Source organism: Solilutibacter silvestris (assembly GCF_002895945.1).
In the GTDB taxonomy this organism is placed as follows: Bacteria; Pseudomonadota; Gammaproteobacteria; order Xanthomonadales; family Xanthomonadaceae; genus Solilutibacter; species Solilutibacter silvestris.
Genome location: NZ_NPZB01000002.1, coordinates 432,951 through 458,992, shown reverse-complemented (window position 1 = coordinate 458,992; position 26,042 = coordinate 432,951). Strand labels below are relative to the sequence as shown.

At 64.5% G+C, this 26,042-nt stretch carries 25 protein-coding genes; 11 read left to right on the top strand and 14 right to left on the bottom strand.

Features of this window, described 5'->3' with window-relative positions; genetic code table 11:
* Positions 1-12 precede the first annotated feature (12 nt).
* The 3 genes from Lysil_RS09765 to Lysil_RS09755 form a co-directional block, all read right to left on the bottom strand.
* On the bottom strand, positions 13-417 hold the full coding sequence (locus Lysil_RS09765; protein ID WP_103075406.1) for a GFA family protein: 405 nt from the start codon (positions 415-417) through the stop codon (positions 13-15).
* A gap of 10 nt (positions 418-427) precedes the next feature.
* Positions 428-1,060, bottom strand: a complete 633-nt coding sequence (locus tag Lysil_RS09760) for a glutathione S-transferase family protein (protein ID WP_103075405.1) — start codon at positions 1,058-1,060, stop codon at positions 428-430.
* Between the two features lie 67 nt (positions 1,061-1,127).
* The gene (locus Lysil_RS09755) at positions 1,128-1,820 is read right to left on the bottom strand and encodes a helix-turn-helix transcriptional regulator (protein WP_103075404.1); all 693 of its coding nucleotides are present in this window, start codon (positions 1,818-1,820) and stop codon (positions 1,128-1,130) included.
* Positions 1,821-1,978: 158 nt separating this feature from the next.
* Here Lysil_RS09755 and Lysil_RS09750 point away from each other — a divergent pair, with 158 nt between their 5' ends.
* The 4 genes from Lysil_RS09750 to Lysil_RS09735 all read left to right on the top strand — a co-directional run bounded on the left by Lysil_RS09750 (position 1,979) and on the right by Lysil_RS09735 (position 7,183).
* On the top strand, positions 1,979-2,587 hold the full coding sequence (locus Lysil_RS09750; RefSeq protein ID WP_103075403.1) for a DUF937 domain-containing protein: 609 nt from the start codon (positions 1,979-1,981) through the stop codon (positions 2,585-2,587).
* Positions 2,588-2,764: 177 nt separating this feature from the next.
* On the top strand, positions 2,765-4,981 hold the full coding sequence (locus tag Lysil_RS09745) for a TonB-dependent receptor (protein WP_103075402.1): 2,217 nt from the start codon (positions 2,765-2,767) through the stop codon (positions 4,979-4,981).
* A gap of 11 nt (positions 4,982-4,992) precedes the next feature.
* Positions 4,993-5,742 carry a phosphatase PAP2 family protein gene (locus Lysil_RS09740; RefSeq protein ID WP_103075401.1) on the top strand — a complete coding sequence of 250 codons (750 nt, stop codon included), beginning with the start codon at positions 4,993-4,995 and terminating at the stop codon, positions 5,740-5,742.
* Positions 5,743-5,830: 88 nt separating this feature from the next.
* Positions 5,831-7,183 (top strand): lytic murein transglycosylase, encoded by a 1,353-nt coding sequence (locus tag Lysil_RS09735; RefSeq protein WP_103075400.1) that lies wholly within the window; start codon positions 5,831-5,833, stop codon positions 7,181-7,183.
* 3 nt (positions 7,184-7,186) lie between these two features.
* On the opposite strand, the gene Lysil_RS09730 is transcribed toward Lysil_RS09735, so the two are convergent.
* The 4 genes from Lysil_RS09730 to Lysil_RS09715 all read right to left on the bottom strand — a co-directional run bounded on the left by Lysil_RS09730 (position 7,187) and on the right by Lysil_RS09715 (position 10,832).
* The gene (locus Lysil_RS09730; protein ID WP_129588423.1) at positions 7,187-8,212 is read right to left on the bottom strand and encodes a YncE family protein; all 1,026 of its coding nucleotides are present in this window, start codon (positions 8,210-8,212) and stop codon (positions 7,187-7,189) included.
* A gap of 57 nt (positions 8,213-8,269) precedes the next feature.
* The gene (locus Lysil_RS09725) at positions 8,270-9,436 is read right to left on the bottom strand and encodes a trans-sulfuration enzyme family protein (RefSeq protein WP_103075398.1); all 1,167 of its coding nucleotides are present in this window, start codon (positions 9,434-9,436) and stop codon (positions 8,270-8,272) included.
* A gap of 67 nt (positions 9,437-9,503) precedes the next feature.
* Positions 9,504-10,406, bottom strand: a complete 903-nt coding sequence (locus Lysil_RS09720) for a DUF4424 family protein (protein WP_103075397.1) — start codon at positions 10,404-10,406, stop codon at positions 9,504-9,506.
* A gap of 36 nt (positions 10,407-10,442) precedes the next feature.
* Positions 10,443-10,832, bottom strand: a complete 390-nt coding sequence (locus Lysil_RS09715) for an RNA-binding S4 domain-containing protein (RefSeq protein ID WP_103076009.1) — start codon at positions 10,830-10,832, stop codon at positions 10,443-10,445.
* A 59-nt stretch (positions 10,833-10,891) separates the two neighbouring features.
* Between Lysil_RS09715 and Lysil_RS09710 the strand changes: the two genes are divergently transcribed.
* Both Lysil_RS09710 and Lysil_RS09705 read left to right on the top strand, forming a co-directional pair.
* Positions 10,892-12,400 (top strand): MATE family efflux transporter, encoded by a 1,509-nt coding sequence (locus Lysil_RS09710; RefSeq protein WP_103075396.1) that lies wholly within the window; start codon positions 10,892-10,894, stop codon positions 12,398-12,400.
* 11 nt (positions 12,401-12,411) lie between these two features.
* Positions 12,412-13,179 carry a class I SAM-dependent methyltransferase gene (locus Lysil_RS09705; protein WP_103076008.1) on the top strand — a complete coding sequence of 256 codons (768 nt, stop codon included), beginning with the start codon at positions 12,412-12,414 and terminating at the stop codon, positions 13,177-13,179.
* A gap of 22 nt (positions 13,180-13,201) precedes the next feature.
* Here the strand turns inward: Lysil_RS09705 and Lysil_RS09700 are convergent, their stop codons facing one another.
* The 6 genes from Lysil_RS09700 to ffh form a co-directional block, all read right to left on the bottom strand.
* Positions 13,202-14,632 (bottom strand): DHA2 family efflux MFS transporter permease subunit, encoded by a 1,431-nt coding sequence (locus tag Lysil_RS09700; RefSeq protein ID WP_103075395.1) that lies wholly within the window; start codon positions 14,630-14,632, stop codon positions 13,202-13,204.
* Positions 14,633-14,716: 84 nt separating this feature from the next.
* Positions 14,717-15,130: a 50S ribosomal protein L19 gene (gene rplS, locus Lysil_RS09695; protein WP_103076007.1), complete on the bottom strand. Its 414-nt coding sequence runs from the start codon at positions 15,128-15,130 to the stop codon at positions 14,717-14,719.
* 131 nt (positions 15,131-15,261) lie between these two features.
* Positions 15,262-15,996 (bottom strand): tRNA (guanosine(37)-N1)-methyltransferase TrmD, encoded by a 735-nt coding sequence (trmD, locus tag Lysil_RS09690; RefSeq protein ID WP_103075394.1) that lies wholly within the window; start codon positions 15,994-15,996, stop codon positions 15,262-15,264.
* A gap of 8 nt (positions 15,997-16,004) precedes the next feature.
* Complete coding sequence (gene rimM / locus Lysil_RS09685; protein ID WP_103076006.1) at positions 16,005-16,517, bottom strand: ribosome maturation factor RimM; 513 nt, start codon at positions 16,515-16,517, stop codon at positions 16,005-16,007.
* Between the two features lie 37 nt (positions 16,518-16,554).
* Positions 16,555-16,809, bottom strand: coding sequence for a 30S ribosomal protein S16 (gene rpsP, locus Lysil_RS09680; protein WP_103075393.1), 255 nt, complete (start codon positions 16,807-16,809; stop codon positions 16,555-16,557).
* A 61-nt stretch (positions 16,810-16,870) separates the two neighbouring features.
* Positions 16,871-18,241: a signal recognition particle protein gene (gene ffh, locus Lysil_RS09675; RefSeq protein WP_103075392.1), complete on the bottom strand. Its 1,371-nt coding sequence runs from the start codon at positions 18,239-18,241 to the stop codon at positions 16,871-16,873.
* Between the two features lie 78 nt (positions 18,242-18,319).
* On the opposite strand from ffh, the gene Lysil_RS09670 reads away from it, so the two are divergent.
* From Lysil_RS09670 to Lysil_RS09650, 5 genes are all read left to right on the top strand, one after another.
* A complete protein-coding gene (locus Lysil_RS09670; RefSeq protein WP_103075391.1) occupies positions 18,320-19,102 on the top strand; it encodes a cytochrome C assembly family protein in 783 nt (260 codons plus the stop codon).
* A 124-nt stretch (positions 19,103-19,226) separates the two neighbouring features.
* Positions 19,227-19,688: a MarR family winged helix-turn-helix transcriptional regulator gene (locus Lysil_RS09665; protein ID WP_240600487.1), complete on the top strand. Its 462-nt coding sequence runs from the start codon at positions 19,227-19,229 to the stop codon at positions 19,686-19,688.
* A complete protein-coding gene (locus tag Lysil_RS09660; protein ID WP_103075390.1) occupies positions 19,688-21,166 on the top strand; it encodes an efflux transporter outer membrane subunit in 1,479 nt (492 codons plus the stop codon). Before Lysil_RS09665 ends, Lysil_RS09660 begins: the two co-directional genes overlap by 1 nt.
* Before the next feature lie 71 nt (positions 21,167-21,237).
* A complete protein-coding gene (locus tag Lysil_RS09655; protein ID WP_103076004.1) occupies positions 21,238-22,452 on the top strand; it encodes an HlyD/EmrA/EmrK family protein in 1,215 nt (404 codons plus the stop codon).
* Between the two features lie 3 nt (positions 22,453-22,455).
* Positions 22,456-24,048: a DHA2 family efflux MFS transporter permease subunit gene (locus Lysil_RS09650; RefSeq protein ID WP_103075389.1), complete on the top strand. Its 1,593-nt coding sequence runs from the start codon at positions 22,456-22,458 to the stop codon at positions 24,046-24,048.
* Between the two features lie 75 nt (positions 24,049-24,123).
* On the opposite strand, the gene Lysil_RS09645 is transcribed toward Lysil_RS09650, so the two are convergent.
* On the bottom strand, positions 24,124-25,851 hold the full coding sequence (locus tag Lysil_RS09645; protein WP_103075388.1) for an enoyl-CoA hydratase-related protein: 1,728 nt from the start codon (positions 25,849-25,851) through the stop codon (positions 24,124-24,126).
* Between the last annotated feature and the right edge of the window lie 191 nt (positions 25,852-26,042).

Sequence of the window (26,042 nt, the reverse complement as noted above, 5' to 3'; positions counted from 1 at the left end):
CTTCTTTCCCCATCAAAGATGCCGCGTTTCCGCCGGCGGGTTCATCCAGTTGTCGTTGCGGCCATCGGCGTGACGCATCGGCCCGGACAGCAAATCATCGATGCTGGCATCGTCCAGCGTGTTGACCTGCACCGAGAGAAAATCGCCGCCCGCTTCCGGGATATGGCCGTTCGCGTACAGCGTGACGCCACATTTGCTGCAGAAGCGATGGTGGAGATTGCCGCCCGGCCATTCCTTGCTGTAATCGCCCAGCACATCTTCGCCTTGCAGCAATTCGAGACCACTCGCCTGTGCGCTCCAGTTGCGGATCTTCATGCAATACGTGCAGTTGCACTTGCCGGTGCCCTTCGCGAGATCGAGTGACGCGCTGTACTTCACCGCGCCGCAATGGCAACTGCCGTGGTAGGTCTTTTCCATCACATGTCTCCTAGGCTGCGGAAGGAAGAGGATGATCCGCCAGCAGCGCAGTGTCGATCCCGGTTGCGCGGGCGAAGGCCGGTCGCGCGGCATGCAATCCCGCAAAACGGGTGAACTCCGGGCGCGGTTCGATCACGCCGGTACGCAGATAGAAGCCGAGCAGCGCCGCGGCATAGAGATCGGCTGCAGTGAAATGATCGCCCGCCAGATGGTCCTTCCCGACCAATGCGCTTTCCAGCACGTCCAGCACTTCGCCATCGTTGCCGTAACCAGCGTACGTGGCTGGTGCGAAGTGACCCGTCTGCTTGGCGGTCAGCATCGACTCGACAGGGCCAGTCAGGAAACTGAGCCAGCGGTAATAGCTGCCACGTTCCTTCGATCCGACCGGCGGCGCCAGTTTCTTTTCCGGCACGAGATCGGCGAGGTAGGTGCAGATCGCCGCGTTCTCGGTGATCACGGTATCGCCATGCTTCAGCGCCGGCACCTTGCCCATCGGATTGATGGCGAGGTAATCCGGCGATTTCATGCTGGTGCCGTACTCGAGGATCACCGCTTCGTATGGCAGCCCGGTTTCTTCCAGCATCCAGCGCGCCACGCGACCGCGCGACATCGGGTGGGTGTAGAGGGTCAATGCATCGCTCATCTCGAAGATCTCCGGTTGGGGTGCGGACACGATATCGACCCATGCTGACAGAATATGTCAGCAGTGATCATTCCCTCGATCCATAGGCGTTCTGGTCGCGCCAGCGCCGCATCAATGTGGGCCGGCGCACTCCGTAGCGTTGGCCGCTATCCACCAGCGACAACACGCGGTCGGCGCGGAAGTGGCGAAAATCCTGGCGCAGTTCGCACCACGCCGCCATCAACCGCACATGGGAGAAGAACGCCATCGCGAACGGCCATACCCGTCGTTCGCTGGAGTTGCCATGAAGATCGACATAGTGCATCGCCACCACATGTTCATCGCGGATGGCGCGCCGCAGCGTTGGCAACCACGGTTCGTCCGGAACCTGTTGGCGATGGTTCGGCACCAGCAGTCCGCTGGTTTCGATTTCCAGTCGCAACGCATCCGGCAACACCGACGCCAATCGCTGCAGGGCGTCATTCGCCGCCTGCGCCAGCTCGCGATCGGCCTGCAACGACACCCAGCGCGCGCCCAGGGTCAGCGCTTCCAGTTCATCGCGATCGAACATCAACGACGGCAACAGATAGCCGTGGCGCAGCATGTAGCCGGTGCCGGGATCACCCTCGATGTCCGCGCCCTGCTCGCGCAACAGGGCGATGTCGCGATAGACAGTGCGCAGGCTGACACCGAGGCGCTCGGACAGGCGCGCGCCGGTGAGCGGGCGACGGCGGCTGCGCAGCAGATCGAGCAGACGCAACAGGCGGGAGGCGCGAGTCATCGGCACAGCCTACACGGGCCGCGCGGATCGCCGGATCCGTGGATAGTTCCACAATCGACCGCGAATCGCTCTGCCCCGAAACACACCGCCGTAACAATCACCCCTTTAATTTGACAGCACTAATCAGGGGCTACGCCCATTTCGAGGACATCCGCACTATGAGCATGATCGAAGACATTCTTTCCCAGATGCAGGGCGCGCCGATGCAGCAGGTCGCCAGCCAGTTGGGCGTGGATCCGGCGCAGGCACAACAAGCGGTGGGCGCCGCCTTGCCGATGATCGTCGGCGCATTGGGACAGAACGCCAGCCAGCCCGGCGGCGCGGAAGTGCTGGCCGGCGTACTCGGCGCGAACCATGGCGACGCTGCCGGCGGCGGCCTCGGCGGACTGCTTGGTTCGGTGCTGGGTTCGGTGACCGGACAACAGGCGGCCACGCCCGCAACCGATGGCGGCGGCATCCTTGGCCACATCTTCGGCGGCCAGGAACAGCAGGCGTCGAACCAGGTCGGCCAGGCCACCGGTCTCGGCGGTGACCAAGCGCAGACGCTGATGAAGATCATGGCACCGATCGTGATGGCCTATCTCGCCCAGCGCATGTTCTCGCACCCGGACAGCAACAACGCGCAATCGGTCAGCGACGTGTTGCAGCAGGAACAGGCGCACACGGAATCCGGCGGCGGAATGCTGGGCCAGGTGCTGGGCAGCCTCGGCGGCAATGCCGGCGGGCTGGGCGGACTGCTCGGCTCGGTGCTTGGCGGTCGCAGCTGACGTCACATTCCCGCAGCAACATCGAAGGGGCCGCATTGCGGCCCCTTTTCATTTGGATGACAACGCGGCGCTTCCATCGTCTTGGAGGTTTCGGCTGTCGCATTGCAGCCATGCTTCCGCAACAAAAGTGTCAGCACAAGTTCTTAAGATTTCGTTTTTCGATTCTGGAACGACACAATGTATTCGCAGCGCCTCTTGCGCACGACACTTTCGCTGGCCGTGCTGGCTGCGATCGCCGCGCCGGCACACGCCGGCACCACGACTGCAACTGACGACCAAGCGCAGGCGCGCAAGCGCACGACGCAAGTGCTGGAGGAAATCGAAGTCCGCGGCAGCCGCGAGGAAACCGCGTCCAGCCTGTCGCCGAGCCAGACCGACCTCGACACCATGCAACCCAAGTCGACGGTGTCGCTGGAATGGATCAGCAACCACACCGCGCCAACGTCCGATTACGCCGACATCGCCAACATCACGCCCGGCATGAGCACCGTCAACGTAGCCGGCCCCGGCCTCGGCGAAGCCAAGCAGATGACGATGCGCGGTTTCAACGACAACCAGTACAACGTCACCTACGACGGCATCCCGCTGGGCGATACCAACGACTTCAGCCACCACAGCAGCAGCTACTTCCCGGCCAAGATGATCGGCGAAGTCTCGGTGGAACGTGGCCCGGGCGGCGCCAGCCAACTCGGCGAGGCGACCTTTGGCGGCACCATCGCGATTCGTTCCAAGGATCCGCGCGACGCGTTCTCGTTCACGCCGACGCTGTCCTACGGCAGCTACGGCACCGAGCTCTACCATTTCGAGCTCAACAGCGGCCGTCTCGGCGACGGACCCAACAGCGGCAGAGTGATTGCCAGCGCGCAGTACAACGCCACCGATACCTATCGCACGGATTCGCAGTTGCACCGGCGTACCACTTACTTCAAGTACGTGCAGCCGGTCGGGGACCACACCGAAATCACCCTGCTCAGCAACCACAACTACATCCGCTTCAACAATCCCGACAAGACCACGCTCACCCAGAACCAGATCGACACGCTGGGCCGCAATTTCGGCTTGAACAACGATCCGACCAGTACCGATTGCGCCTGCTACAACTACCAGAACAAGCGCACCGACGTCGATTACATCGGGATCGACAGCGCCTTGAGCGAACGCTGGCACTTGTCGGACAAGCTCTACACCTACGCCTACTACAACGACAGCCATGAAGCGCCGACCATTGGCACCAAGGCATCGCCGACCAACATGGGTGGCGTCGACAAGGTCAACAACTATCGCGCACGCGGCAACGTGCTGACCCTCTCCTACGACACTGCCAGCGGCCAGTTGCGCACCGGCCTGTGGTACGAACGCACCGACAACGATCGCTACAACATCAAGCTGGATTACACCACCGGCGGCTACGACAATCCGAAGAACACGACCCTCAACGGCCTGAACAACGCCTACAAGTACGTGATGGTCGACTTCCTCAAGATGCAGCAGGCCTTCGTCGAGTACGAATGGCGGATGACTCCGGCGCTGACGGTGACGCCCGGTATCCGCACGCTCCAGGTGACACGCGATATCAATGCACCGATCAACCAGACCACGCGCCTGCCGCTGAACTACAGCCAGACCTGGAACAAGACGCTGGGTTTCCTCGGCGCGAATTACGCCTTCACCCAGAACTGGCATGCGTACGCACAAGCGGCGCAAGGTTTCCTGACGCCCAACCTCAACCAGTTCTACGTACCGAACCCTGCAGAAAACAAGACCCGCCCGCAGGAGACGATGAACTACCAGCTCGGCACGGCATACCAGAGCGGTCGCCTCGCCGCCGACGCTGACGTCTTCTACATCGACTACAAGAACTATCCGCTCTCCGCCGTCGATCCGGTCACCAAGGATCCGATCTTCTATCTTGCGCAGGGTGCGACCATGCGCGGCGCCGAAGTCGAGGGTTCATTCCTGATCGCACGCGGGCTGTCGCTGTTCGCCAATGCATCCACCATCGAGGCGCGCTTCAAGAATTCGCATCTGCGCATTCCCAACGTGCCGTCAGCCACCGCAGCGATCGGTTTCAACTACCAGCACGCCGGTTTCACCGCATCCCTGCACGAGAAGTATTCCGGTGGCCAGTACGCCTATGCCGGTGGCTTCAACCCCGACATAGCCTCGAGCGTGACGGCATCGGCGCACAGCGGCGGTTACTGGCGCGCGGCGATGTCCCTGGGTTATGGCCAGAACCTGTCCGGCTCGTGGCTCAAGGACTGGAAGATTCGCCTGCAGGTGGACAACCTGTTCGATGCCAAGCAGCAAGTGGTGGATTCGGTGAGCGGCACCACGCCGTACTATCTCGTGCTGCCGACCCGTTCGTGGTTCGCCTCCGTCTCCTTCTCGATCTGAGGCAACCCTCGATGACGATGATGAAGTCGATACTTGCCACCGCGTTGCTGGCCGCATGTTTCGCGGCGCCGGCATCCGCGAAGGATGGCAAGGCGAAGGCGCCCTACCTGCATTACCTCAGCGATGCGCAGATCGCCGACGACGTGGAATTGCTGCCACCGCCGACGTCGATGGGCAGCGCCGAGGACATCGCCGATCGCGAGGTCACCGAACGCGCCTACGTGGGGCGCAGCGCCGCCGATGCAGCACAGGCCGCGAAGGAGGAATCGTTCGATGTATTCGCGTTCTCCAGTGTGCTTGGCAAGGAGTTCGACAAGGACAAGTTGCCGCGCACTGCCGAGTTGTTCGCCGACGTCAAGAAGAACCTGGCCGCTGCCAAGGATGCCGGCAAGGCCAGGTGGAAGCGCGAACGGCCCTGCCCGGTCAATTCCTGCCAGTGGGATCCCGAGAAGGACGCCAGCGACTGGAAGAATCGCGATTACGGCTATCCCAGCGGCCATTCGACCCGGGCGACCGCATTTGCGTTGCTGCTCGATGCGATGTTTCCCACCCGCAAGCCGCAACTCGACGCGTTTGGCCAGCAAGCCGGATGGCGACGCGTGATCCGTGGCGTCCACACACCGCAGGACATCTATGCCGGTCGCGTGCTCGGCCAGGCGCTGGCACGCGATCTGCTGGCGAACCAGGATTTCCGCAAGCGCCTGGACGATGCCGCCAGCGAACTGCGCGCTGCCGGATTCAAGGACGCCGTCACTCCGTGACATCCCGCATCATCGCGTGACCACGCGGTGATGTGCATTCAGAGCGACGGTGGCATGCTGGAGACCCACGCATGCCGCGATCGCCACGATGACACGTCCATCCCCGCGCACGATTCCCGCCCTGCTGGCCAGCGCCCTGCTCGCTGCCTGCGCGCAACAGCCGGTGCAGTCGGCATCGCCGGCGCCTGTCGTCGCTGCACCGACGCAGCCTGCCGCACCCGCGCCGACACCCGCACCGCAACAGGAAGCAGTGCCGGCTCCGGTCCAGCCCACGCCTGCCGCAGTGACGCCATTACCGACCAACGCCGAACTCATGCAGTTCAACTCATGCATGATCGGCCTGCGCACGCCGGCGATGGCAGCAGGGGTTGAATCCGCTGCGTTCGATCGCTACGCGATGAGCGTTACGCCGGACATGACGGTGTTGCCGCTGCTCGATCGCCAACCCGAATTCACCAGCGCGATCTGGGATTACCTCGCCGGCCTGGTCGACCAGAAACGCGTGGACGATGGCCGCACGATGATGGCGAAGTACGCATCGACGCTGTCACAGGTGCAATCACGCTTTGCCGTGGACCCGGCGACGGTGGCCGCGGTGTGGGGCGTGGAAAGCGACTTCGGGCGGATCAACGGTCGTCGTCCGTTGCTGGTGTCGCTCGGCACGCTGTCGTGCTTCGGTCGTCGCCAGGCGTATTTCCGTAGCGAGTTCTACGAACTGTTGAAGATCGCGCAACGCGGCGATGTCGCCGTCGATGATCTCAAGGGCTCCTGGGCCGGTGCATTCGGGCAGACGCAATTCATGCCATCGACCTACAACCGCATGGCGGTCGATTTCGATGGCGATGGCCGTCGCGACCTGGTGCGCAGCGCGCCGGATGCACTCGCATCCACCGCAAATTATTTGCTGAAATCCGGCTGGCGCGAAGGTCAGCCGTGGGGCTATGAAGTGAAGCTGCCTTCCGGCTTCGACGCCGGTGTTGCCGGGCGCAAGAATCGCCAGCCGTTGTCGCGCTGGCAGGCGCTGGGCATCAAGCGCGTCGATGGCCAAACCATTGCACTGGATCCGGGCACGCCCGCCGCCGTGCTGTTGCCGGCAGGCGTGAACGGTCCGGCCTTCCTGGTGTTCCGCAACTTCGATGCGATCTACAGCTACAACGCCGCCGAAAGTTACGCATTGGCGATCGCCTTGCTGTCCGATCGCCTGCGTGGTGGCTCGGGCTTGCGCACACCATGGCCAACCGATGATCCCGGCCTGTCGCGCGCCGATCGCGTCGAACTGCAACGCCTGTTGCTCAAGCGCGGACACGCCATCGGGACACCCGACGGCGTGCTCGGTACCGGCAGTCGCGCCGCCATCCAGCAGGAGCAGCAACGTCTCGGCATGACCGCCGATGGTCGCGCCGGCCAGAAGCTGCTGAAGGCGCTGCGCGACGGCCGCTGAGTTTTACTTGCCCTGCGGCGCCAGTACCAGCACCGAGAAACTGCCATCGATCATCGGCGGACGCTTTTCTCCCGCCGGTACCGGACCGAATTTCGCGGCGACGGTGTAGGCGCGATGGTCGCTTTCATCGAGGATGATCGTGCGCGCCGATGTCTGCGTCGGCAGCGACTGCACCTTGCTGTAGCGATTGGCGCCATCCACATGGATCACGTCGAGCACACCACTCTTGCCGAGCGGCACCAGCACGCTCTTCGTCGCCGGATCGAACGCCGCGCCATCCGGGCCTTCACCGATCGCTACGCGCGCCACCGCACGTCCGCTGTCGGCATCGGTCACCGCCAGCACCTTGTTCTGGCAGGTGGAAAACACCCGATGATGCGCCGCATCCATGGCGATACCGGACGGTTCCTCGCATCCATCCATCTTCCATGTGTGCGTCACCTTTGCCGATGCGGCATCGATTTCGACCAGTTGCGCGGTGCTTTCGATGTTGAGGTAGATGTGGCCGTGGCCATCGGCAACCGCGAGTTCGGGATTGCCATCGAAGGCGATTGTCGCGATTTCCTTGCCGGAAGTCGTGTCGAGCACTGAGGCGTTGTTGCTTTTCGCGTTGAACACGAACAGATGATGCGATCCGGCGTCATGGAACATCGCGTCCGGCGACTTGCCGCTGACCGGAAGATCGCGCACGCGCTGCAGCGTGGCGAGATCGAATTCGGTCACCGAGTTGGACTTGCCGTTGCTGGTGTAGCCGTGGCCGCCCGACCCGATCACGATGCCGTGCACGCCATCGGTGCCGGGTATCGTGCCGACTTCCTTGCCGCTCGTGGTATCGACCACCTGGACGCGATCGCTGCGGCTGATGAACAGATGATGGCGCGCGGAATCCACTTCCAGCAGATCCCAGCGCCCGGGGCCGGACACCGGCCAGGTCGCCGCGACATCGTAGTGCGTGGCATTCGCCGTCGCGGCCAGCAATGGCGCGGCGGAAACGGACAACAGCGAGGCAAGTGCGAGCAGACGTTTCATCGCGACGATCTCCAGGGGAATCGCCGGATCATAGACCCGCAATGTCGCAGCAATCTTTCAGAGACCTGACAGCGCCTGCTCGAAGTCGGCCCAGAGATCCTCGACGTTCTCGATGCCGACCGACAGCCGCAGCATGCCGGCAGTAATGCCGTATTTGCCCAGCGTTTCCACCGGGATCGAACGGTGCGTCAGGCCGGCGGGATGCTGGATCAGGGTGTCGACCGCGCCAAGGCTGACCGCCGGCACCATCAGCTTCACCGAGTTCATCACCTTCGACGCCGCCGCGCTGCCGCCCTTCAGGTCGATCGCCATCAGCGCGCCGGGGCCGCTCATCTGGGTGCCGACCAGATGCGCGTTGTTCACCGTGCCGAGTCCGGGATAGAACACCTTGGCGACGGCCGGATGCTGCGAAAGACGCGTCGCCAATTCGATGGCATTGGCCTGCGCGCGTTCGACGCGCAATCCCAGTGTCGGCAGGCCGCGATGGATCAGGAACGCCGCCAGCGGATGCAGGTTGGCACCGGTCGAAACACGCACCTTGCGCAGCGGTCGCGCCAGTTCTTCCGAGCAGCACACCACGCCGGCGATCACGTCGCCATGCCCACCGAGGAACTTGGTCGCGCTGTGCACCACGAAAGACGCGCCAAGTTCGATCGGACGCTGCAACACCGGCGTCGCGAAGGTGGAATCGACCATCACCGGCACTTTGCCAGCGGCCTCCACCACCGCGCGGATGTCAACGAGATCGCAGGTCGGGTTGGCCGGCGTTTCGATCACCACCAACGTGGTGTCGGGACGAATCTTCGCGGCGATCTCGTTGGCATCGACGAATTCGGCATCGAAACCCAGCAGGCCATTCGTCAGCAGGCTGTCGGTGGCGGCGTACAGCGGACGCACCACCAGCACGTGATTGCCCTGCGCGCGTCGCGACAGCAGCAATGCGGTGATCGCCGCCATCCCCGATGCGTAGGCGACGCAGGCTTCGCTGCCTTCCAGCCCGGCCACGGCGTTCTCCATGCGCGCGACGGTCGGGTTGTGGAAGCGCCCGTAGATCGAATTGGCTGCCTCGCCCTCGCCCGCGCCCCAGGCCGCGAAACTGCGCGTGCCTTCATCGAAATCGGGGATCGGATAGGTGCTGGACAGATCGATCGGCGAGGCATGCACGCCCATCGCCTTGAAGTCTTCGCGGCCACCATGGACGGCGCGGGTGTCGAAACCTGTCATCGGGATACTCTCGATCGGAAAGGTGGAAGCCTACAGAACTTTCGTTTCCCCGGTGGAATTATCGTGTTCAGCCATCCGCGCGCACGAACACCAGGTCAATCACCTGATCCATCGAAATGTTGCCGGCGCGGAACTGCAACGCGTTCTTGCCCACGGCCTTTCCACCAACCATGCAGGTCGCGAGCAGTGCACCGCCCGTGTCCACGCGCAAGGTGAAATCCTGCGCACCGGGACGCCAACCGCGACTGCCGGCGATGCGGTAACGCAACCCGCTCCAGGCGATGCCCTTGCCGCTATCGAGCGCGCGCGCATCGTTCTGCTTGGCGTCATCCATGCACGTCGCGGCGCCGATGGCGCGAATCATCTGGGATGGTCTTGCATTCGCTTCACCGGTGATCGCCGGCACGTAACTGTGGCGCACCGTCAGCGCACGACCGGGCGTGAACCACTGGTCCCAGGTGTAGGTTTCGCGCAACTGGAAGCGCGGACGCCCCTGGCGATCGAACCATGCTGTCGGCAGCGGCAGTTTCCCCGCTGGCGCCTGGCCATCGCGCAGGTATGCGATCAATTCCGATTCCTTCCAACCCAGCGTCGCGATGCGCCACGCGATGTCCTTGTCGCCGAGCATCACCGCGAGCTTGCGCGTCGGCTTGATCGTCTGGCCGTTCACCGCAAAGCGCAGGTCACGGATGATGGACGCTGCATTCGCGTCCTGTTGCAGATGCATCGCCGGCAGGGTGAACACCAGCGGCACGAACTGCTTCTGCTTGCTGGTTCCGGTAAACACGTCCTCGACCGTGATCCGTTGCGGCGAAATCGCCAGTGTTTCCTTGTCGAGGCGGATCTCGGCCTGACGCCGCAGTGCGATACCGGGATTGATGTCGCCGGGCAGGCCATCGGCGGCGGATGCCAGCGTCGCCAACATCGTCATTGCAGCTGCAATCGTGCAGCGCACCATGTTGCGGATCATCGCGGCCTCGTCGTCATGTCTCGCTGCAAGGGTAAATCACAAGGCGTCAATATCGCCCAACGCCCGGATCAACCGCCGCGCGCGCTTGTCCGGACGCGTCTGCGGCGGCTGGTAACCGGCACGCGCCGCAGTGGCCAGCGCCCGTGCCTGTTCGCGTGCAGCGATCGACTCCGCATCCTCGGCATACAAGGCCTGCGCAACGCTGGCCGGGCCGCGCTGCTCGCTCAATCCCTGCACGGTGAGGATGAATGTCTCCTCGCCACGCATGATCTTCAGGCGCTCGCCAACACGCACCACGCGCGACGGCTTGGCGCGTTGTCCATCGACTTCGATGCGTCCGACCTCGATGGCCTGCTTCGCCAGTGTGCGTGTGCGGAAGAATCGCGCTGCCCACAACCAGACATCGAGGCGCACGCCGGTCGGCATGGCGTCATCGCTCACGCCGCTTCCACCCGCTGCCTGCCTGCATTTGCGATCATCACCCGATGAACCAGCCCGATCCGGGAACACCCGCCCCAGCATCCGCGCCGCCGCGACCAGCGTCAACCACGCGCGATCTCACCACCGGCCCGATCGCCGGCACCCTGCTGAAATTCGCGCTGCCGATCCTCGCTGGCAACGTGCTGCAATCGCTCAACGGCTCGATCAACGCGATCTGGGTTGGCCGTTACCTCGGCGAGAACGCGCTCACCGCCGCGGCGAACGCCAACAGCATCCTGTTCTTCCTGATCGGCTCGGTGTTCGGCATCGGCATGGCCGCGACCATCCTGATCGGCCAGTCGATGGGTGCGCGCGACCTGGCGCAGGCGCGGCGCGTGATCGGCACCAGCGCCACCTTCTTCACCGTCGTCTCGATCGCCATCGCGCTCCTCGGCCTGCCGTTGGCACGCCATATCCTCGCGGCGATCGGCACGCCCGCTGCGGCATTGCCGCTCGCCGAAGCCTATTTGCGCTTCATCTTCCTGGCAATGCCGTTCCTCTACCTGTTTTCCTGGGTCAGCGCGATCCTGCGCGGCGCCGGCGACACCCGCACGCCTTTCGCTTTCCTGCTGCTGGCGGTCGCGCTCGACATCATCGGCAATCCGTTGCTGATCTTCGGCATCGGCCCGTTCCCGAAACTCGGCATCGCCGGTTCGGCGTTGTCCACGCTGATCGCCAATGCCGTGAGCCTCGCCGCGCTGTTGTGGTGGTTGCGACGCAAGGATCATCATCTGTGGATCGAGTGGAAGGATCGCGCGCTGTTCAAGCCCGACCTGGCGATCCTGCGCGCGTTGATCGTCAAGGGCGTGCCGATGGGCCTGCAGATGGTGGTGATCTCGGCGGCGATGATCGCGATGATCGGCATGGTCAACGGCCATGGCATCGATACCACCGCAGCCTATGGCGCAGCCGGGCAACTATGGACGTACGTGCAGATGCCGGCGATGGCGATCGGTGCGGCGTGTTCGTCGATGGCGGCGCAGAACGTCGGCGCGCGCAACTGGTCGCGCGTCGATGCCACCGCGCGCACCGGCACCATGTTCAATTTCCTGCTCACCGGCGCACTGATCGCACCGATCATCCTGTTCGACCACGCCACGCTGTCGCTGTTCCTGCCGCAGGGCAGCCCGTCGATCGAGATCGCGCGCCACCTCAATCACATCGCGATCTGGGCCTTCATGTTCTTCGGCGTGACGATGGTGCTGTCCGGCGTGGTGCGTTCGACCGGTGCAGTGATTCCTCCACTGCTGATCCTCGGCTTCGCCTTGTGGGGCATCCGCGTGCCGTTCGCGAAACTGCTGCAGCCGTGGCTGGGCGTCGATGCGATCTGGTGGAGTTTCCCGGCGAGTTCGGTGTGCTCGATGCTGATGTCGATCGCCTATTTCCGCTGGGGTCGCTGGCGCGAGGCGAAGATGCTGCAACAACCCGCCGCAGTCGCGGTGCCCGCCGAAGTGCCGTCGGAGGCACCGTCGCTGGTCGCCGATCAGGCGCACAATGCGCCGACCGATCCCTGATGGAGTCCGTCATGCGCCCGACCGTTCTTGCCGTGATGCTTGCGCTCGCCCTGCCCGTCGTGGCTCCTGCCAAAACGCCCGGCACGCCGAAGACACCCGCCTACGTCACCACCGCCATCAACGATCCCGCCCGCGATAGCGATCGCAAGGACGACGAGCACCGCCACATGGTCGAGATCATGGCGTTCTCGCAAGTGAAGCCGGGCCAGAACGTGCTGGAACTGGTTCCCGGCGGCGGCTACTGGACGCGCGTGTTCAGCGGCATCGTCGGGCCGACGGGTCATGTCTACACGATCTGGCCGAAGGAAATGATGGAACACATCGCCAAGCCCTACGCGACGTGGACCGCGCTCGCGGCGACACCGCACTACGCCAATGTCAGCGTGTCCGGGCAATCCATTGCACCACTAGATGCACCCGCAAGGAAAGTGGATCTGGTATTCACCGTGCAGAACTATCACGACTTCCACGATGTGCTGGATCCAGCTGGTGTCGCGACACTCGACAAGCAGGTCTACGACGCGCTCAAGCCCGGCGGACTGTTCGTGGTGATCGATCACGTCGCGCCGGCAGGTTCCGGTCTCGCCGCCACCAATACCACCCATCGCATCGATCCAGCCGTGGTGCGCAAGGAAATCGAAGCCGCCGGTTTCGTCTTCGATGGCGAGAGCGGTCTGCTGGGCAACCCGGCCGACCCGCACGACAAGCTGGTATTCGATCCGGCGATCCGCGGACACACCGATCAGTTCATCTACCGCTTCCGCAAGCCGGCGAAATAAGCGCCGACAGCGTCCACCCCGCTCACATCGCCGGCCGCTGCTCCACTTTCGGTTCCGCGACTTCGTGCCCGGCCTGCGCCTTGCCCGCCATCTCCGCACCGGCGTCGGCGGGCAGGCGCCACATCATCACGCTGGACAGCAGGGAAATCGTCGCGACCATCGGGAACACCAGGTAGAAGTTGCCGAGATCGGTGGCTGGAACATGGCGCGCCCAACCGCACAGTTCGAGGGCGAAACCCGCCACCGCAACGCCCATGCTGACGGAGAGTTGTTGCATCATCGCGGCGAGGCTGCTGGCCTGGCTGACCTGGACCTGGTCGACATCGGCGTAGCTGATCGCATTGAGACTGGTGAACTGCAACGAACGCATGCAGCCGCTGACCAGCAGTACCAGCATCACCACCGCATGCGGCGTACTCGGGCGGAACAAGCCGAAGATCGCCAGTGAAACCGATGCGAGTACCGCATTGAAAAGCAGCACGCGCCGGAACCCCCATTGGCGGATGATCCACGCCGCAATGGTTTTCATGAACATCGCGCCGACCGCCGAGATGAAGGTCAACATGCCCGATTGCAGCGGCGTGAGCCCGAAGCCAAGTTGCAACATCAGCGGCAACAGGAAGGGAATCGCACCGATGCCGATGCGAAAAAGACTGCCCCCGACCACGCCGGCGCGGAACGTCGGAATCCGGAATAGCCGCAGATCCAGCAACGGGTTCGGCACGCGACGCGCATGGATCACGTATGCAGCCAGCAACACCAGTCCGAGCAGCAGGGCCAGGCACGATGCCCACAGGGGAATCCGCAGGCGCCCGAAGGTCGAGACGCCGAACATTGTCAGCGCCAAACCGATTCCCGAAAGCAGGAAACCGATCCAGTCGAGCGGCTTGGTCGGTTCCTTGAGCGGCGGGATGAAGCGCCATGCCAGCAGCATGCCCAACAGGCCCATCGGCAGATTGATCAGGAAGATCCAGCGCCAGTTGAAGTAGGTGGTGATCAGTCCGCCCAGCGGCGGTCCCGCGACCGGCCCCACCAGCGCCGGAATGGTCAGCCAGCTGAGTGCCTGCACCAGCTCCGATTTGCTCACCGTGCGCAACAGCACCAGGCGCCCGACCGGCACCATCATCGCGCCGCCCATGCCTTGCACGAAGCGCGCCACCACCATCGTCTCCAGCGAACCACTGGCAGCGCAGCCGATCGACCCCAACAGGAAGACCGCGATCGCGCTGATGAAGGTGATGCGTGCACCGAAGCGATCCGCAACCCAGCCACTGATCGGGATGAACACCGCCAGCGCCAGCAAATAGGTGGTGAGCACCAACTTGAGCGAGATCGGATCGACGCGGAAATCGCCGGCGATCACCGGCAACGCCGTCGCGAGGACGGTCGAGTCCATGTTCTCGATGAACAGTGCGCAGGCGACGATCAAAGGCAGGCGCCGCGACATCTTCATCGCGTGGCCCCGCGCAGGTCGGCAAACACACGAACGCAAACGGCCGCCCGAAGGCGGCCGTTGTGCAAGACATGCATGGTTGGCTTATTCGCCAGCGGCAGCAGCGGCCTTCGCTTCGGCCTTGGCCTTGGCGACGGCGGCCAGATCCTCGCGGATACGCGCGGCCTTGCCTTCCAGTTCACGCAGGTAATACAGCTTGGCGGAACGCACGGCGCCGCGGCGCTTCACCTGCACGGAATCGATGATCGCGCTGAACGACTGGAACACGCGCTCCACGCCGAAACCGTGCGAAATCTTGCGGACGGTGAACGAGGAGTTCAGGCCGGCGTTCTTGCGGGCGATGACCACGCCTTCGTAGGCCTGGACGCGCTCGCGGTTGCCTTCCTTCACCTTGACGTTGACGATCACGGTGTCGCCGGGACCGAAGTCCGGCAAGGTGCGGGCCGCCTGCGCGGTTTCGAATTCATTGATCAGATTGCTGAGAGAGGGCTTGCTCATGGCGACACCGTTGTTCTGTAGTTCTTCTGGGCGCGGCACCCAAGTTCACGGGTCCGCGGCGGTAAGCCCATCATTATAGGACGAATTCTGGCCGTTGTGCCAGCCCTGCCCCCAACTCCGGCGCGGCCGGGTCAGGGCTCCAGCCCGTGCTCGCGCAGGAAGGCCATGTCGGCGGCCCCGAGCGGCGCACTCTCCAGCAGGTCCGGGCGCCGCTGCGCAGTCCGCAGCAGGGATTGCTGGCGCCGCCAGCGGGCGATTTCGCCGTGGTGGCCCGACAGCAACACCTCGGGCACAGCGCCCAGCGCGTGCGCCACTGGCTTGGTGTAATGCGGGCAATCGAGCAGGCCGTCCTCGAAACTGTCCTGGGCCGCCGATTCGGCATCGTTGAGCGCCCCGTCCTGGAGTCGCGCCACGGCATCGACCACCACCGCTGCGGCCAGCTCGCCGCCCGACAGCACGTAATCGCCGATCGAGATTTCCTCGTCGACGCGCGCTTCGATCAGGCGTTCGTCGACGCCTTCGTAACGCCCACAGAGCAGCGCCAGTCGCGGCATGGCCGCCAGCGTACGCGCACGCGCCTGGGTGAGCGCCTTGCCCTGCGGACTCAGGTAGATCACATGCGCGGGAGCAGCATCATCAGCCTGCATGGCATCGAGCGTGGCCAGCAACGGATCGATCATCATCACCATGCCGGGACCGCCGCCGAACGGACGATCATCGACGCGGCGATAGCCGCCTTCGGCGTGATCGCGCGGATTCCAGCCATGCAGCGACAACAATCCGCGCTCCTGCGCACGACCGACCACGCCAAAACCGGCGCACTGGGCGACGAATTCCGGAAACAGGCTGATGATGTCGATGCGCACGGCGCGACTCAGAAATCCGGATCCCAATCGACCGTGATCCGACGGGTGTCGAAGTCCACCGACGTCACGTAGTCGGGTTCCTTGAACGGAATCAGGCGTTCGCGCTCGCCTTCGACCACCAGCACGTCATTGACGCCGGTGGAGGTCAGATGCGAGACACGACCGAGCGCGACACCTTCGGTCGTGACGACTTCCATCCCTTCGAGATCGACCCAGTAGTACTCGCCTGGCGCGGGTGGCGGCAATGCGGAACGCGGGACGTAAATCTCGGCGCCGCGCAGGGCCTCGGCGGCATCACGATCCTCGATGCCGGGAATCGTCATCACCAGGCCCTTGGTGGCGGCACGGCCACCCACGCCTTCCAGTTCGCGCTCGTTGCCGCGCGGGTCACGCAGGGTCAACGGCGCATAGCGAAGCAGCGCCTGTGGCGGCTCGCTGAAGGATTCGACTTTCAGTTCGCCATGCACACCAAAGGCGCCATGCACCCTGGCCATGAGGATGCGGCGCCCGGTGTCGATCATGTGCGAGGACGCCACGCGCGGTGCGCGCGGCAGGCCATCAGGCCGCGACGGGCTTGTCGGCTTCCTTGTACAGCGCGCCGACCTTTTCGGTCATCTGCGCGCCGCGCGCGATCCAGAACTTGACGCGCTCGGTGTCGAGCTCGACGCGCTTGTCCTGGCCGGCAGCGATCGGATTGAAGAAACCGACGCGCTCGATGTTGCGGCCGTCACGGCCACTGCGGCTGTCGGTAACGATGATGTGGTAGAACGGACGCTTCTTGGCGCCGCCACGTGTCAGGCGAATCTTGACCATTGGTGTGCTCTGTGTTGCCCAGCTGCCGGAGTGGCAGGGTAAGCCAATAAGTATAGCAGGCTCAGCGCATCATTGGCGGCATCCCGCCCCCACCCATCATCCCCTTCATGCCCCGCAGCATGCCCTTCATGCCGCCGCGGCCGAGCTTGCCCATCATCTTTTCCATCTGCTGGTACTGCTTCATCAGCTTGTTCACGTCCTGCGGCTGGAGGCCGGCGCCGCGGGCGATGCGAGCGCGGCGCGAGCCGTTGAGCAGATCGGGGTTGCGGCGCTCCTTCGGCGTCATCGAGCGGATGATCGCCATCATCCGCGGAATCTCGCGGCCGGTGATCTGGTCCTTCACCTGCCCCGGGATCTGGCCCATGCCCGGCAGCTTGTCCATCAACCCGTGCAGGCCACCCATGTTCTGCATCTGCTCGAACTGGTCGTGCATGTCCTGGAGATCGAAGCGGCGCCCCTTGGCGACCTTCTCGGCGAGCTTCTGCGCCTTCTCCTTGTCGACGTTGGCCTCGACCTGCTCGACCAGCGACAGCACGTCGCCCATGTCGAGGATGCGGCTGGCGGCGCGATCGGGATGGAAGACGTCGAGGCCGTCCGGCTTCTCGCTGACGCCGACGAACTTGATCGGCTTGCCGGTGATGTAGCGCACGCTCAGCACCGCGCCGCCGCGGGCATCGCCATCGGTCTTGGTCAGCACCACGCCGGTGAGCGGCAGCGCTTCATTGAAGGCCTTGGCGGTGTTGGCGGCGTCCTGGCCGGTCATCGCATCGACCACGAACAGCGTTTCGACCGGATTGACCGCGGCGTGCAGCGCCTTGATCTCGTCCATCATCGCCTTGTCGATGGCGAGGCGACCGGCGGTATCGACGATCAAGACATCGGCGAAGGATTTCTTCGCGTCCTCGATCGCCGCACGCACGATTGCCTCGGGCTTCTGCGAGGCATCGGACGGGAAGAAGATCGCACCGACCTGGCCAGCCAGCGTCTGCAACTGCTCGATCGCGGCGGGGCGATAGACGTCCGCGCTCACCACCATCACCTTCTTCTTGCGCTTCTCTTTCAGGTGCTTGGCGAGCTTGCCGACAGTCGTGGTCTTGCCCGCGCCCTGCAGGCCGGCCATCAGGATCACCGCCGGCGCCGGCACGTTGAAATTGAGATCGACGCTCTGCGCGCCCATCGTGTTGGTGAGTTCGTCGCGCACCACCTTGACCAGCTGCTGGCCCGGCGTCAGCGACTTCATCACTTCCTGGCCGAGCGCACGCACCTTGATGCGCTGGATCAGCGCCTGCACCACTGGCAGCGCGACGTCGGCTTCCAGCAAGGCGACGCGCACTTCGCGCAGCGCCTCGCTGATGTTGGATTCGGTCAGCCGGCCGCGCCCGCGGACGCGGTTGATGGTGCTGGACAGGCGTTCGGTCAACGATTCGAACATCGTGGTCTGCGTGCTGCGGAAAGTCGCAAAGTATAGACGCTGGGGCCGTGCCGGCCTGCCGCATGCGAAACTGGCGGAATGCTGCCGACCGTCGCCGCCGTCCTCTTTTACCTGATCGCCGCCGCCCTGCTGGTGCGGGGCGTGGCGCGTGGCGCGGATGGCCGCATCTGGAAGATTCCGGCGACCATCGCCCTGATCGCCCACGCCTGGCTGCATGTCGAAGCGTGGCATTCCGGTGGCGCGCCGGACATGCATTTCTTCGCCGCGCTGTCGCTGGTGGCGCTGGCCATGGCCGCGCTGACCACGCTGCTGGGCACGCGCCAGCGTATCGATGCGATCGGCGTGGTGGTGTTCCCGCTCGCCGCGCTGTTCGCCGCCTGCTATTCCCTTTACGGCCACCCGCAGCCGCCGGCGATGACCTGGCAGGTGCAGCTGCACGCCTGGCTGGCCCTGCTCGCCTATGCCACCCTCGCCGTCGCCGCGCTGCTGGCCGCGTTGTTGTGGCTGCAGGAACGGGCGATGCGCAATCGCGAATTCCACGGCTGGATGCGCGCCCTGCCGCCGCTCACCGAGCTGGAATCGCTGTTGTTCCGCACCCTCACCGTCGGCTTCCTGCTGCTGAGCGCGGCGATCCTCGCCGGCGTCCTGTTCGTCGGCAACCTGTTCCAGCAGCATCTGGTCCACAAGACGGTGTTGAGCCTGCTGTCGTGGCTGATCTTCGCTACCTTGCTGTTCGGGCGTTGGCGCTGGGGCTGGCGCGGCGCCCGGGCGGTGCGCTGGACCCTGGTCGCGATGGCGATCCTGCTGCTGGCGTTCTTCGGCAGCCAGTTCGTGCTGGAGTTGATTCTCAAACGGACTTGAGAATCCGCCAGACCGTGGCTTATGGCGGAACGCAAACGGATTCTGAATGCGGAAAACGTTTGCATCGTTGCTGTAACAATAATTGCATTGACAATTATTTCATGTGCGTGGATCATGCCCCGTCATGAATACCCCCCCCCCGCTCTGCGCCGGATCGTCCCTCGGCCTGCTGTTCCGGCAGGTTCGCGATGCGATGTGGCATGCGATGGAGACCGAACTGGATCGGCTGGGCCATGACCTGACCTTCAGCCAGTTCGTCACCCTCAAGAAGCTCGGGATGAGCAACGGCCACATCAGCGTCGGCGATCTCGCCCGCGCGGCCGAACTGAATCCGAGCGCGATGACGCGCCTGCTCGACAAGCTCGAGGAAAAGGGCCTGATCATCCGCGCCAACGATCCCACCGATCGCCGCGCCCTGCGCATCCAGCTCACCGACGCCGGCCACGTCATCTACGACCAATGCAGCGTCTGCAGCGATCGCGTGCGTGATCGCGCGCTGGCCGGCATGAGCACATCCGAACGCGACCAGTTCGTCTCCACCCTCGAACGGGTTCGCGACAATCTCTTGAATACGGAGTCCGCGTGATGGCGAACCGCCACCCCAATTCCCTGTACCGCCCCCTGTCCGCGCTGGCGCTCGCCACCGTGCTGGCCGGTTGCGCCAGCATGCACAACCTGAAGCCGGAATCCTCGCTGCAGGATGCCGATCGCTTCCAGGCATCCACCAGCCTTGGACGCACGCCGGTCAGCGATGTCGCCTGGCCGAAGGCGCAATGGTGGAGCGCGTACGGCGATCCGCAACTCGATGCCTTGATGCAGGAAGCATTGGCGGGATCGCCGAGCATCGCGATCGCTGATGCGCGCACCCGCAAGGCCTATGCGCAAGCCGGGTTCGCCGAAGCCGGCATCTACCCGACGCTGGGCGCCGGCGCACAAGTCGCTGCGGTACAGATTCCCGAAACACTCGCGCCGGCACCGATCGGCGGCAAGATGATCCACTCCGAAGTGCTGACGCTGAGCTTTGCATGGGCGCCCGACCTGTGGGGCGGCAAGCACGCCAAGTGGCAGTCGGCCGTTGGCGCGGCGCGCGCGCAGGAAGCCGATGCGCAGGCGGCGCGATTGACACTGGAAGGCAACATCGCACGCACCTATGCCGCATTGGCACAGGCGTGGGACGCACGCGACGTCGCCGAGCGCGACGTCAAGCGCAATGCCGATCTGCATGCACTGGCGACGCAACGGGTGAAGGCCGGCATCGACAACCAGATCGCGCTGACCCAGATCACCAGCGCCGAAGACAACGCGCGCGCGCAGATGCAGGCTGCCGACCAGCAGATCAGCGCGTTGCGCAATGCCTTGGCGATGTTCGCCGGCAAGGGCCCGGATCGCGGGCTGTCGCTCACGCGTCCGCAGTTGAAGGCGGATGGCATCGCGATTCCGTCGCTGCTGCCGAGCGAACTGGTGAGTCGTCGTCCCGATGTCGCCGCCGCGCGCTGGCATGTCGAAGCGGCATCGAAGGGCATCAAGGCCGCGAAGTCGGACTTCTACCCGAGCCTGAATCTTTCGGCGATCGTCGGCCTTGCCGCCGGCAAGCTTGGTGACCTGTTCAAGTCGGATGCCGGACTGGTCTTTGGCGGCCCGGCGATTTCGCTGCCGATCCTCGATGGTGGCCGCCTGCGCTCACAACTGCGCGGCGCCAACGCCGATTTCGATCTCGCCGTCGCCGGTTATGACCAGACGGTGTTGAACGCCATCCGCGAAACCACCGACGCCGTGCAATCCGCACGCGAACTCGATACGCAGATTTCCGCCGCGACCAGTGCCCGTGACCAGCAGGCGCGTTCGGCAATGTTGGTGACGCAGCGCCAGAAGGCCGGCCTCGCCAACCAGCTCGACGTGTTGACCGCGCAGAAACCCATTCTGCAACTCGACCAGCAACTGTCGACGCTGCGCGCGCGCCGCATGCAATCGGCGATCGATCTTGACATCGCGCTGGGCGGCGGCGTACCCGTGCAACTGCCCTCGCAATCCTCCATTTCCGAATCCGGGAAGAAGTCGCAATGACCACCGAACCGAACAAGACGCCTGCCGCCGATACCGCGGCCCCATCGCGCCCCGCAGCCAGCGGCGCGCTGATGCCGCCGACCAATCCCAAGGACACGCCGCTGCAGAACAAGCGACGCAAGGCGCTGTTGCTCATCGCCATCGTCGCGATCGTGCTCGGCATCGCCTGGTTGCTGTGGTACCTGGTGGTCGGACGCTGGTCCGAAAGCACCGATGACGCCTACGTGCAGGGCGACGTCGTCACCGTGACGCCACAGGTCGGTGGCACCGTCACCCGGATTGCCGTCGACGACGGCATGAAGGTGGACGCCGGCCAGGTGCTGGTCGGCTTCGATACCAACGACAGCGATCTCGCCTATGCGCAGGCCGAAGCCGCGCTCGGCAGCGCCGTGCGCCAGGTGCGTGCGCAGTACCGCGCCGCCGAAGCCGGCAACGCCGACATCACCGCGCGAGAAGCGTCGGTGCAGCAGGCGCAGGCAGCCGTCGACATCTCCCGCCAGGATGTTTCCCGTCGCACCGGACTGGTCGCCAGCGGTGCGGTGTCCAGCGAGGAACTGGCACACGCCCGTGCCCAGCTTGAAACCGCGCAAGCCAATCTCGCAGCCGCACAGGCTGCGGTCGCCGGTGCCCGCGACAACGCCGCGCGCGCTCACGTACTGATCGACAACAGCACCATCCGCAGCAACCCTGCGGTGGTCGCCGCGGTCGCGCAATTGCGCCAGGCCTATCTCGCCCGCCAGCGTTCCGGCGTGCTCGCGCCGGTCTCCGGCTATGTCGCCAAGCGCAGCGTGCAACTCGGCCAGCGCGTCGCCCCCGGCACGCCGATGATGGCGATCATCCCGCTCGACGGCGTGTGGGTGGATGCCAACTTCAAGGAAACCCAGCTCACCAAGCTGCGCCTCAACCAGCGCGTTGAACTGACGTCGGAACTCTATGGCGACAAGGTGACGTACCACGGCACGCTCGCCAGCCTCGGCATGGGCACGGGCAGCGCGTTTTCGGTGCTGCCGGCGCAGAACGCCAGCGGCAACTGGATCAAGATCGTCCAGCGCATCCCGGTGCGCATCCTGCTCGACAAGAAGGAGCTGCTGGAACATCCGCTGCGCCTCGGCCTGTCGATGGCGGTGAAGGTGAACCTGCACGACCAGGGCGACGGCCTGCTGCCGACGACCACGCCGACGCAACCGCACCTGATGACCGATGCCTACGACAGTGCGCTGTCCAAGGCCGACGCCGCAGTGCAACGCGTGATCGACGACAACATGGGCAGCAACGGTTCGCACTAACCGATGAGCACGACTTCCGCCACCGCCGCGCCGGGGCCAGCCGCACCGGCTCCGGCCACCGAACTCACGATGCAGGGCTTCGCGCCGCCCAACGTCATGCTGACGACGATCGGTCTGGCGCTGGCATCGTTCATGCAGGTGCTGGACACCACGATCGCCAACGTGTCGTTGCCGGCGATTTCCGGCAATCTCGGCGGCAGCGCCAACCAGGCGACATGGGTGATCACCTCGTTCGCGGTCAGCAACGCGATTGCCCTGCCGCTGACCGGCTGGCTCACCCGCAAGTACGGCGAACGCAAGTTGTTCATGTGGTCGACGCTGGCGTTCGTGATCGCTTCGTTCCTGTGCGGCATCGCCAACAGCATGGGCTTGCTGGTGGTGGCGCGTGCACTGCAGGGTTTCGTCTGCGGGCCGATGTATCCGGTGACGCAAGCGCTGTTGCTGTCGATTTATCCACCGGCAAAACGCGGCCAGGCCATCGCGCTGCTGGCGATGGTGACCGTGGTCGCGCCGATCGCCGGCCCGATCCTCGGTGGCTGGATCACCGACAACTACAGCTGGGAATGGATCTTCTTCATCAACATCCCGCTCGGCATCTTCGCCAGCACCGTGGTCGGCAGGCAATTGAAGGGACGCCCGGAGCGGCTGGAACGACCGAAGATGGATTACGTCGGCCTGGCATTGCTGGTGCTGGGCGTCGGCGCATTGCAGATCCTGCTCGACCTCGGCAACGACGAAGACTGGTTCCACTCCACCACGATCGTCATCATGGCCATCGTCGCGGTGATCTCGCTGGTCGTGTTCGTGGTGTGGGAGCTCACCGATGACGATCCCATCGTCAACCTGCGGCTGTTCCGCCATCGCAATTTCCGTGCGGGCACCGCAGCCATGGTGCTGGCCTATGCCGCGTTCTTCGCGGTCGGCATCCTGGTGCCGCTGTGGCTGCAACGCAACCTCGGCTATACCGCGATCTGGGCCGGCCTCGCCACCGCGCCGATCGGCATCCTGCCGGTGTTGCTTGCGCCGATCATCGGCAAGCACGGCAACAAGGTCGACCTGCGCATCCTCGCCACCCTCGCCTTCATGGTGATGGCCAGCACCAGTTTCCTGCGCGCGGGCTTCAACCTCGATGTGAACTTCGGCCATGTCGCGTTGATCCAGTTGGTCCAGGGCATCGGCGTCGCATTGTTCTTCATGCCGGTGTTGCAGATCCTGCTATCCGACCTTGCGCCGCACGAGATCGCCGCCGGTTCCGGCCTCTCGACCTTCCTGCGCACCCTGGGCGGCAGCTTCGCGGCGTCGCTGGTGACTTATGCATGGAGCCAGCGTACCGCCGTGCATCACGCGCAATTGACCGAACACATCGACGCCACTTCGCCATCGACACTGGCGACCGTGGCGCAATACGGTGGCGGCAATCCGCAGACCGGCGCGTTCGTGCTCGATCGCCTCATCACCCAACAGGCGATGCAGATCGGATTCAACGAGATCTTCTATCTGCTCGGCTTCCTGTTCCTGTCGGTGATCCTGTTCGTGTGGATGGCGCGACCGCCATTCGCCGCCAAGATGGGTGCACCTGCGGGCGGCGGACACTGACCGAACGAACACTGGTCGAGACGAAGAAAGCCCGGCGCGAAGCCGGGCTTTCCCGTTGCGACTCCAGTTGCGCGATCAGGCGCCCAGCGCTTCCTGTTTTCCCTCTGATGCCGTCGCCGCAGCATCCACCTCTGGCACTTCGCACACCGGCAGGGCGCACTTCCAGACGAAGCGGCGACGCGCCTCGTGGTAGCTGCGATCCTCGCCGAAGAAGTTGCGGTACATGTGCGCGAGTTCCTCGGCGGCGTAGCTTTCCAGCGGTTTGCGCCGTTCGTCCTCGATGCGTCGCTCGCGCTTGGCCGCGAGCTGCTTGCGCACCGCAGTCACGCCGTTGCCGCGATGCGCACGCTCCAGCACTTCGGCGTCGAAGCTGGCGACATCGTCGCCGAACGCGGCATCGATCATCCCCATGCCTTCGGCGCCGCCGGCGGTGACCGGCTTCAACGCTTCGGTCAATTCCGTCGCTGCCGCCGAACCGACGCGACGTGGCAGCAGATACGTCCAGTACTCGGAACCATAGAGCCCGCCCATGCCCTTGTAATGCGGATTGAGCACGGTGCCCGAACGCGCCCACACTTCATCCGCTGCAAGCGCGAGGATCGCGCCACCCGCGCCGGCATTGCCGTGCATCGCCGCGACCACGCGCTGCGTATCGGTGTGGATGATTTCGCGCACCAGCGCGTTCATCGCCAGGATATTCCGCCACGATTCCAGCGCAGGATCGGCTGCCGCCTCGATGGTGTTGAGATGGATGCCATTGGACCAGATGTCCTGGCCGCCCTGCAGCACCAGCGTGCGCACCGGCCGCTGCCGCGCCTGCACCAGCGCCATCCGCAGGCGATCGCACTGCTCCGACGACATCGCGCCGTTGTAGAAATCGAAGTGCAGATAACCGATGGCATCGGCTTCGCGATAGAGGATCTCGCGCGGCCCGTCCTTCTCCGGAGCGAACGGCGACAACGCCCGTTCCGGCACGTCAACCAGTGCCGCGGCACCAAGCGCCAAAGTCGCCGGCAGCTTGAACGCGCCCTTCATCAACCGCAGATGGCTGATCCACACCGCGCCATCGCCGCTGCCGATGCACACCGCACCGTCGCGCTGCGCAATCAGCGCGCCAGGACGACCACGCAACTTCGGTTCCGCCGCCGCGCCGAACAACTGGAATTCTCGCCCGGCAAGACGACCGCGCGCCCCCGGATAACTGTCGCCGCAACGCACGCGGCGCAGGATTTCGGCGCTGCCCATTTCCCAATCGACCGCACGATCGACCGGCCGCATCGACGGACGCAAGCGACCGCGCACGTCGGCATCGCCATAGTCCAGCGCACGCGGACGGAATTCGCCGCGCTCGAAACGTTCGACCGCCGCCAGCAACGCATCGCTCGCGGCATCGGTGACTTCATGGCGATACAGCTGGCTCTTGCTGACCGCGCGCATGGCGAAGGTCTGCGTTGCCCAGATGTCGCCGGCATCCATTTCCGCATCGGCCTGCAGCACCGTCACGCCCCATTCGCGCTCGCCTTCGAGCAAGGCCCAATCAAGCGAAGACGGACCACGATCGCCAACGATCCCCGGATGGACGATCAGGCAGATGTGACGGCGCCAGATGGCTTCCGGAATCGCCGATTTCAGCATCGGCGCGACGATCAGATCCGGCTTGAATCGCTCGACGGCCGCCTGCATGGCCTCGCCATCGGCACCTGCGACCAGATCGAGAATATGACCGCGTTCGCGCAGTTCACACCACGCACGCTGTGAAAGTCCGTTGAACGCGGTGCAAAGCACCGTGATGCGAAGAGACATGACCGTACCCCTTGAGTGATTGATTGACTGGAAACTGGTGACTTGTTCCACAACGCCGATCTGCCGCAGTCACGCTTCGACTGCGACCTTCATCACCCTATCACAAACATGAACAATTAATGATGCCCGTCACATTCGGGCGGGGAATTTTCTGAATGGGGCTTTCAGCCTGCCCGGAGGACCCGCGCAGG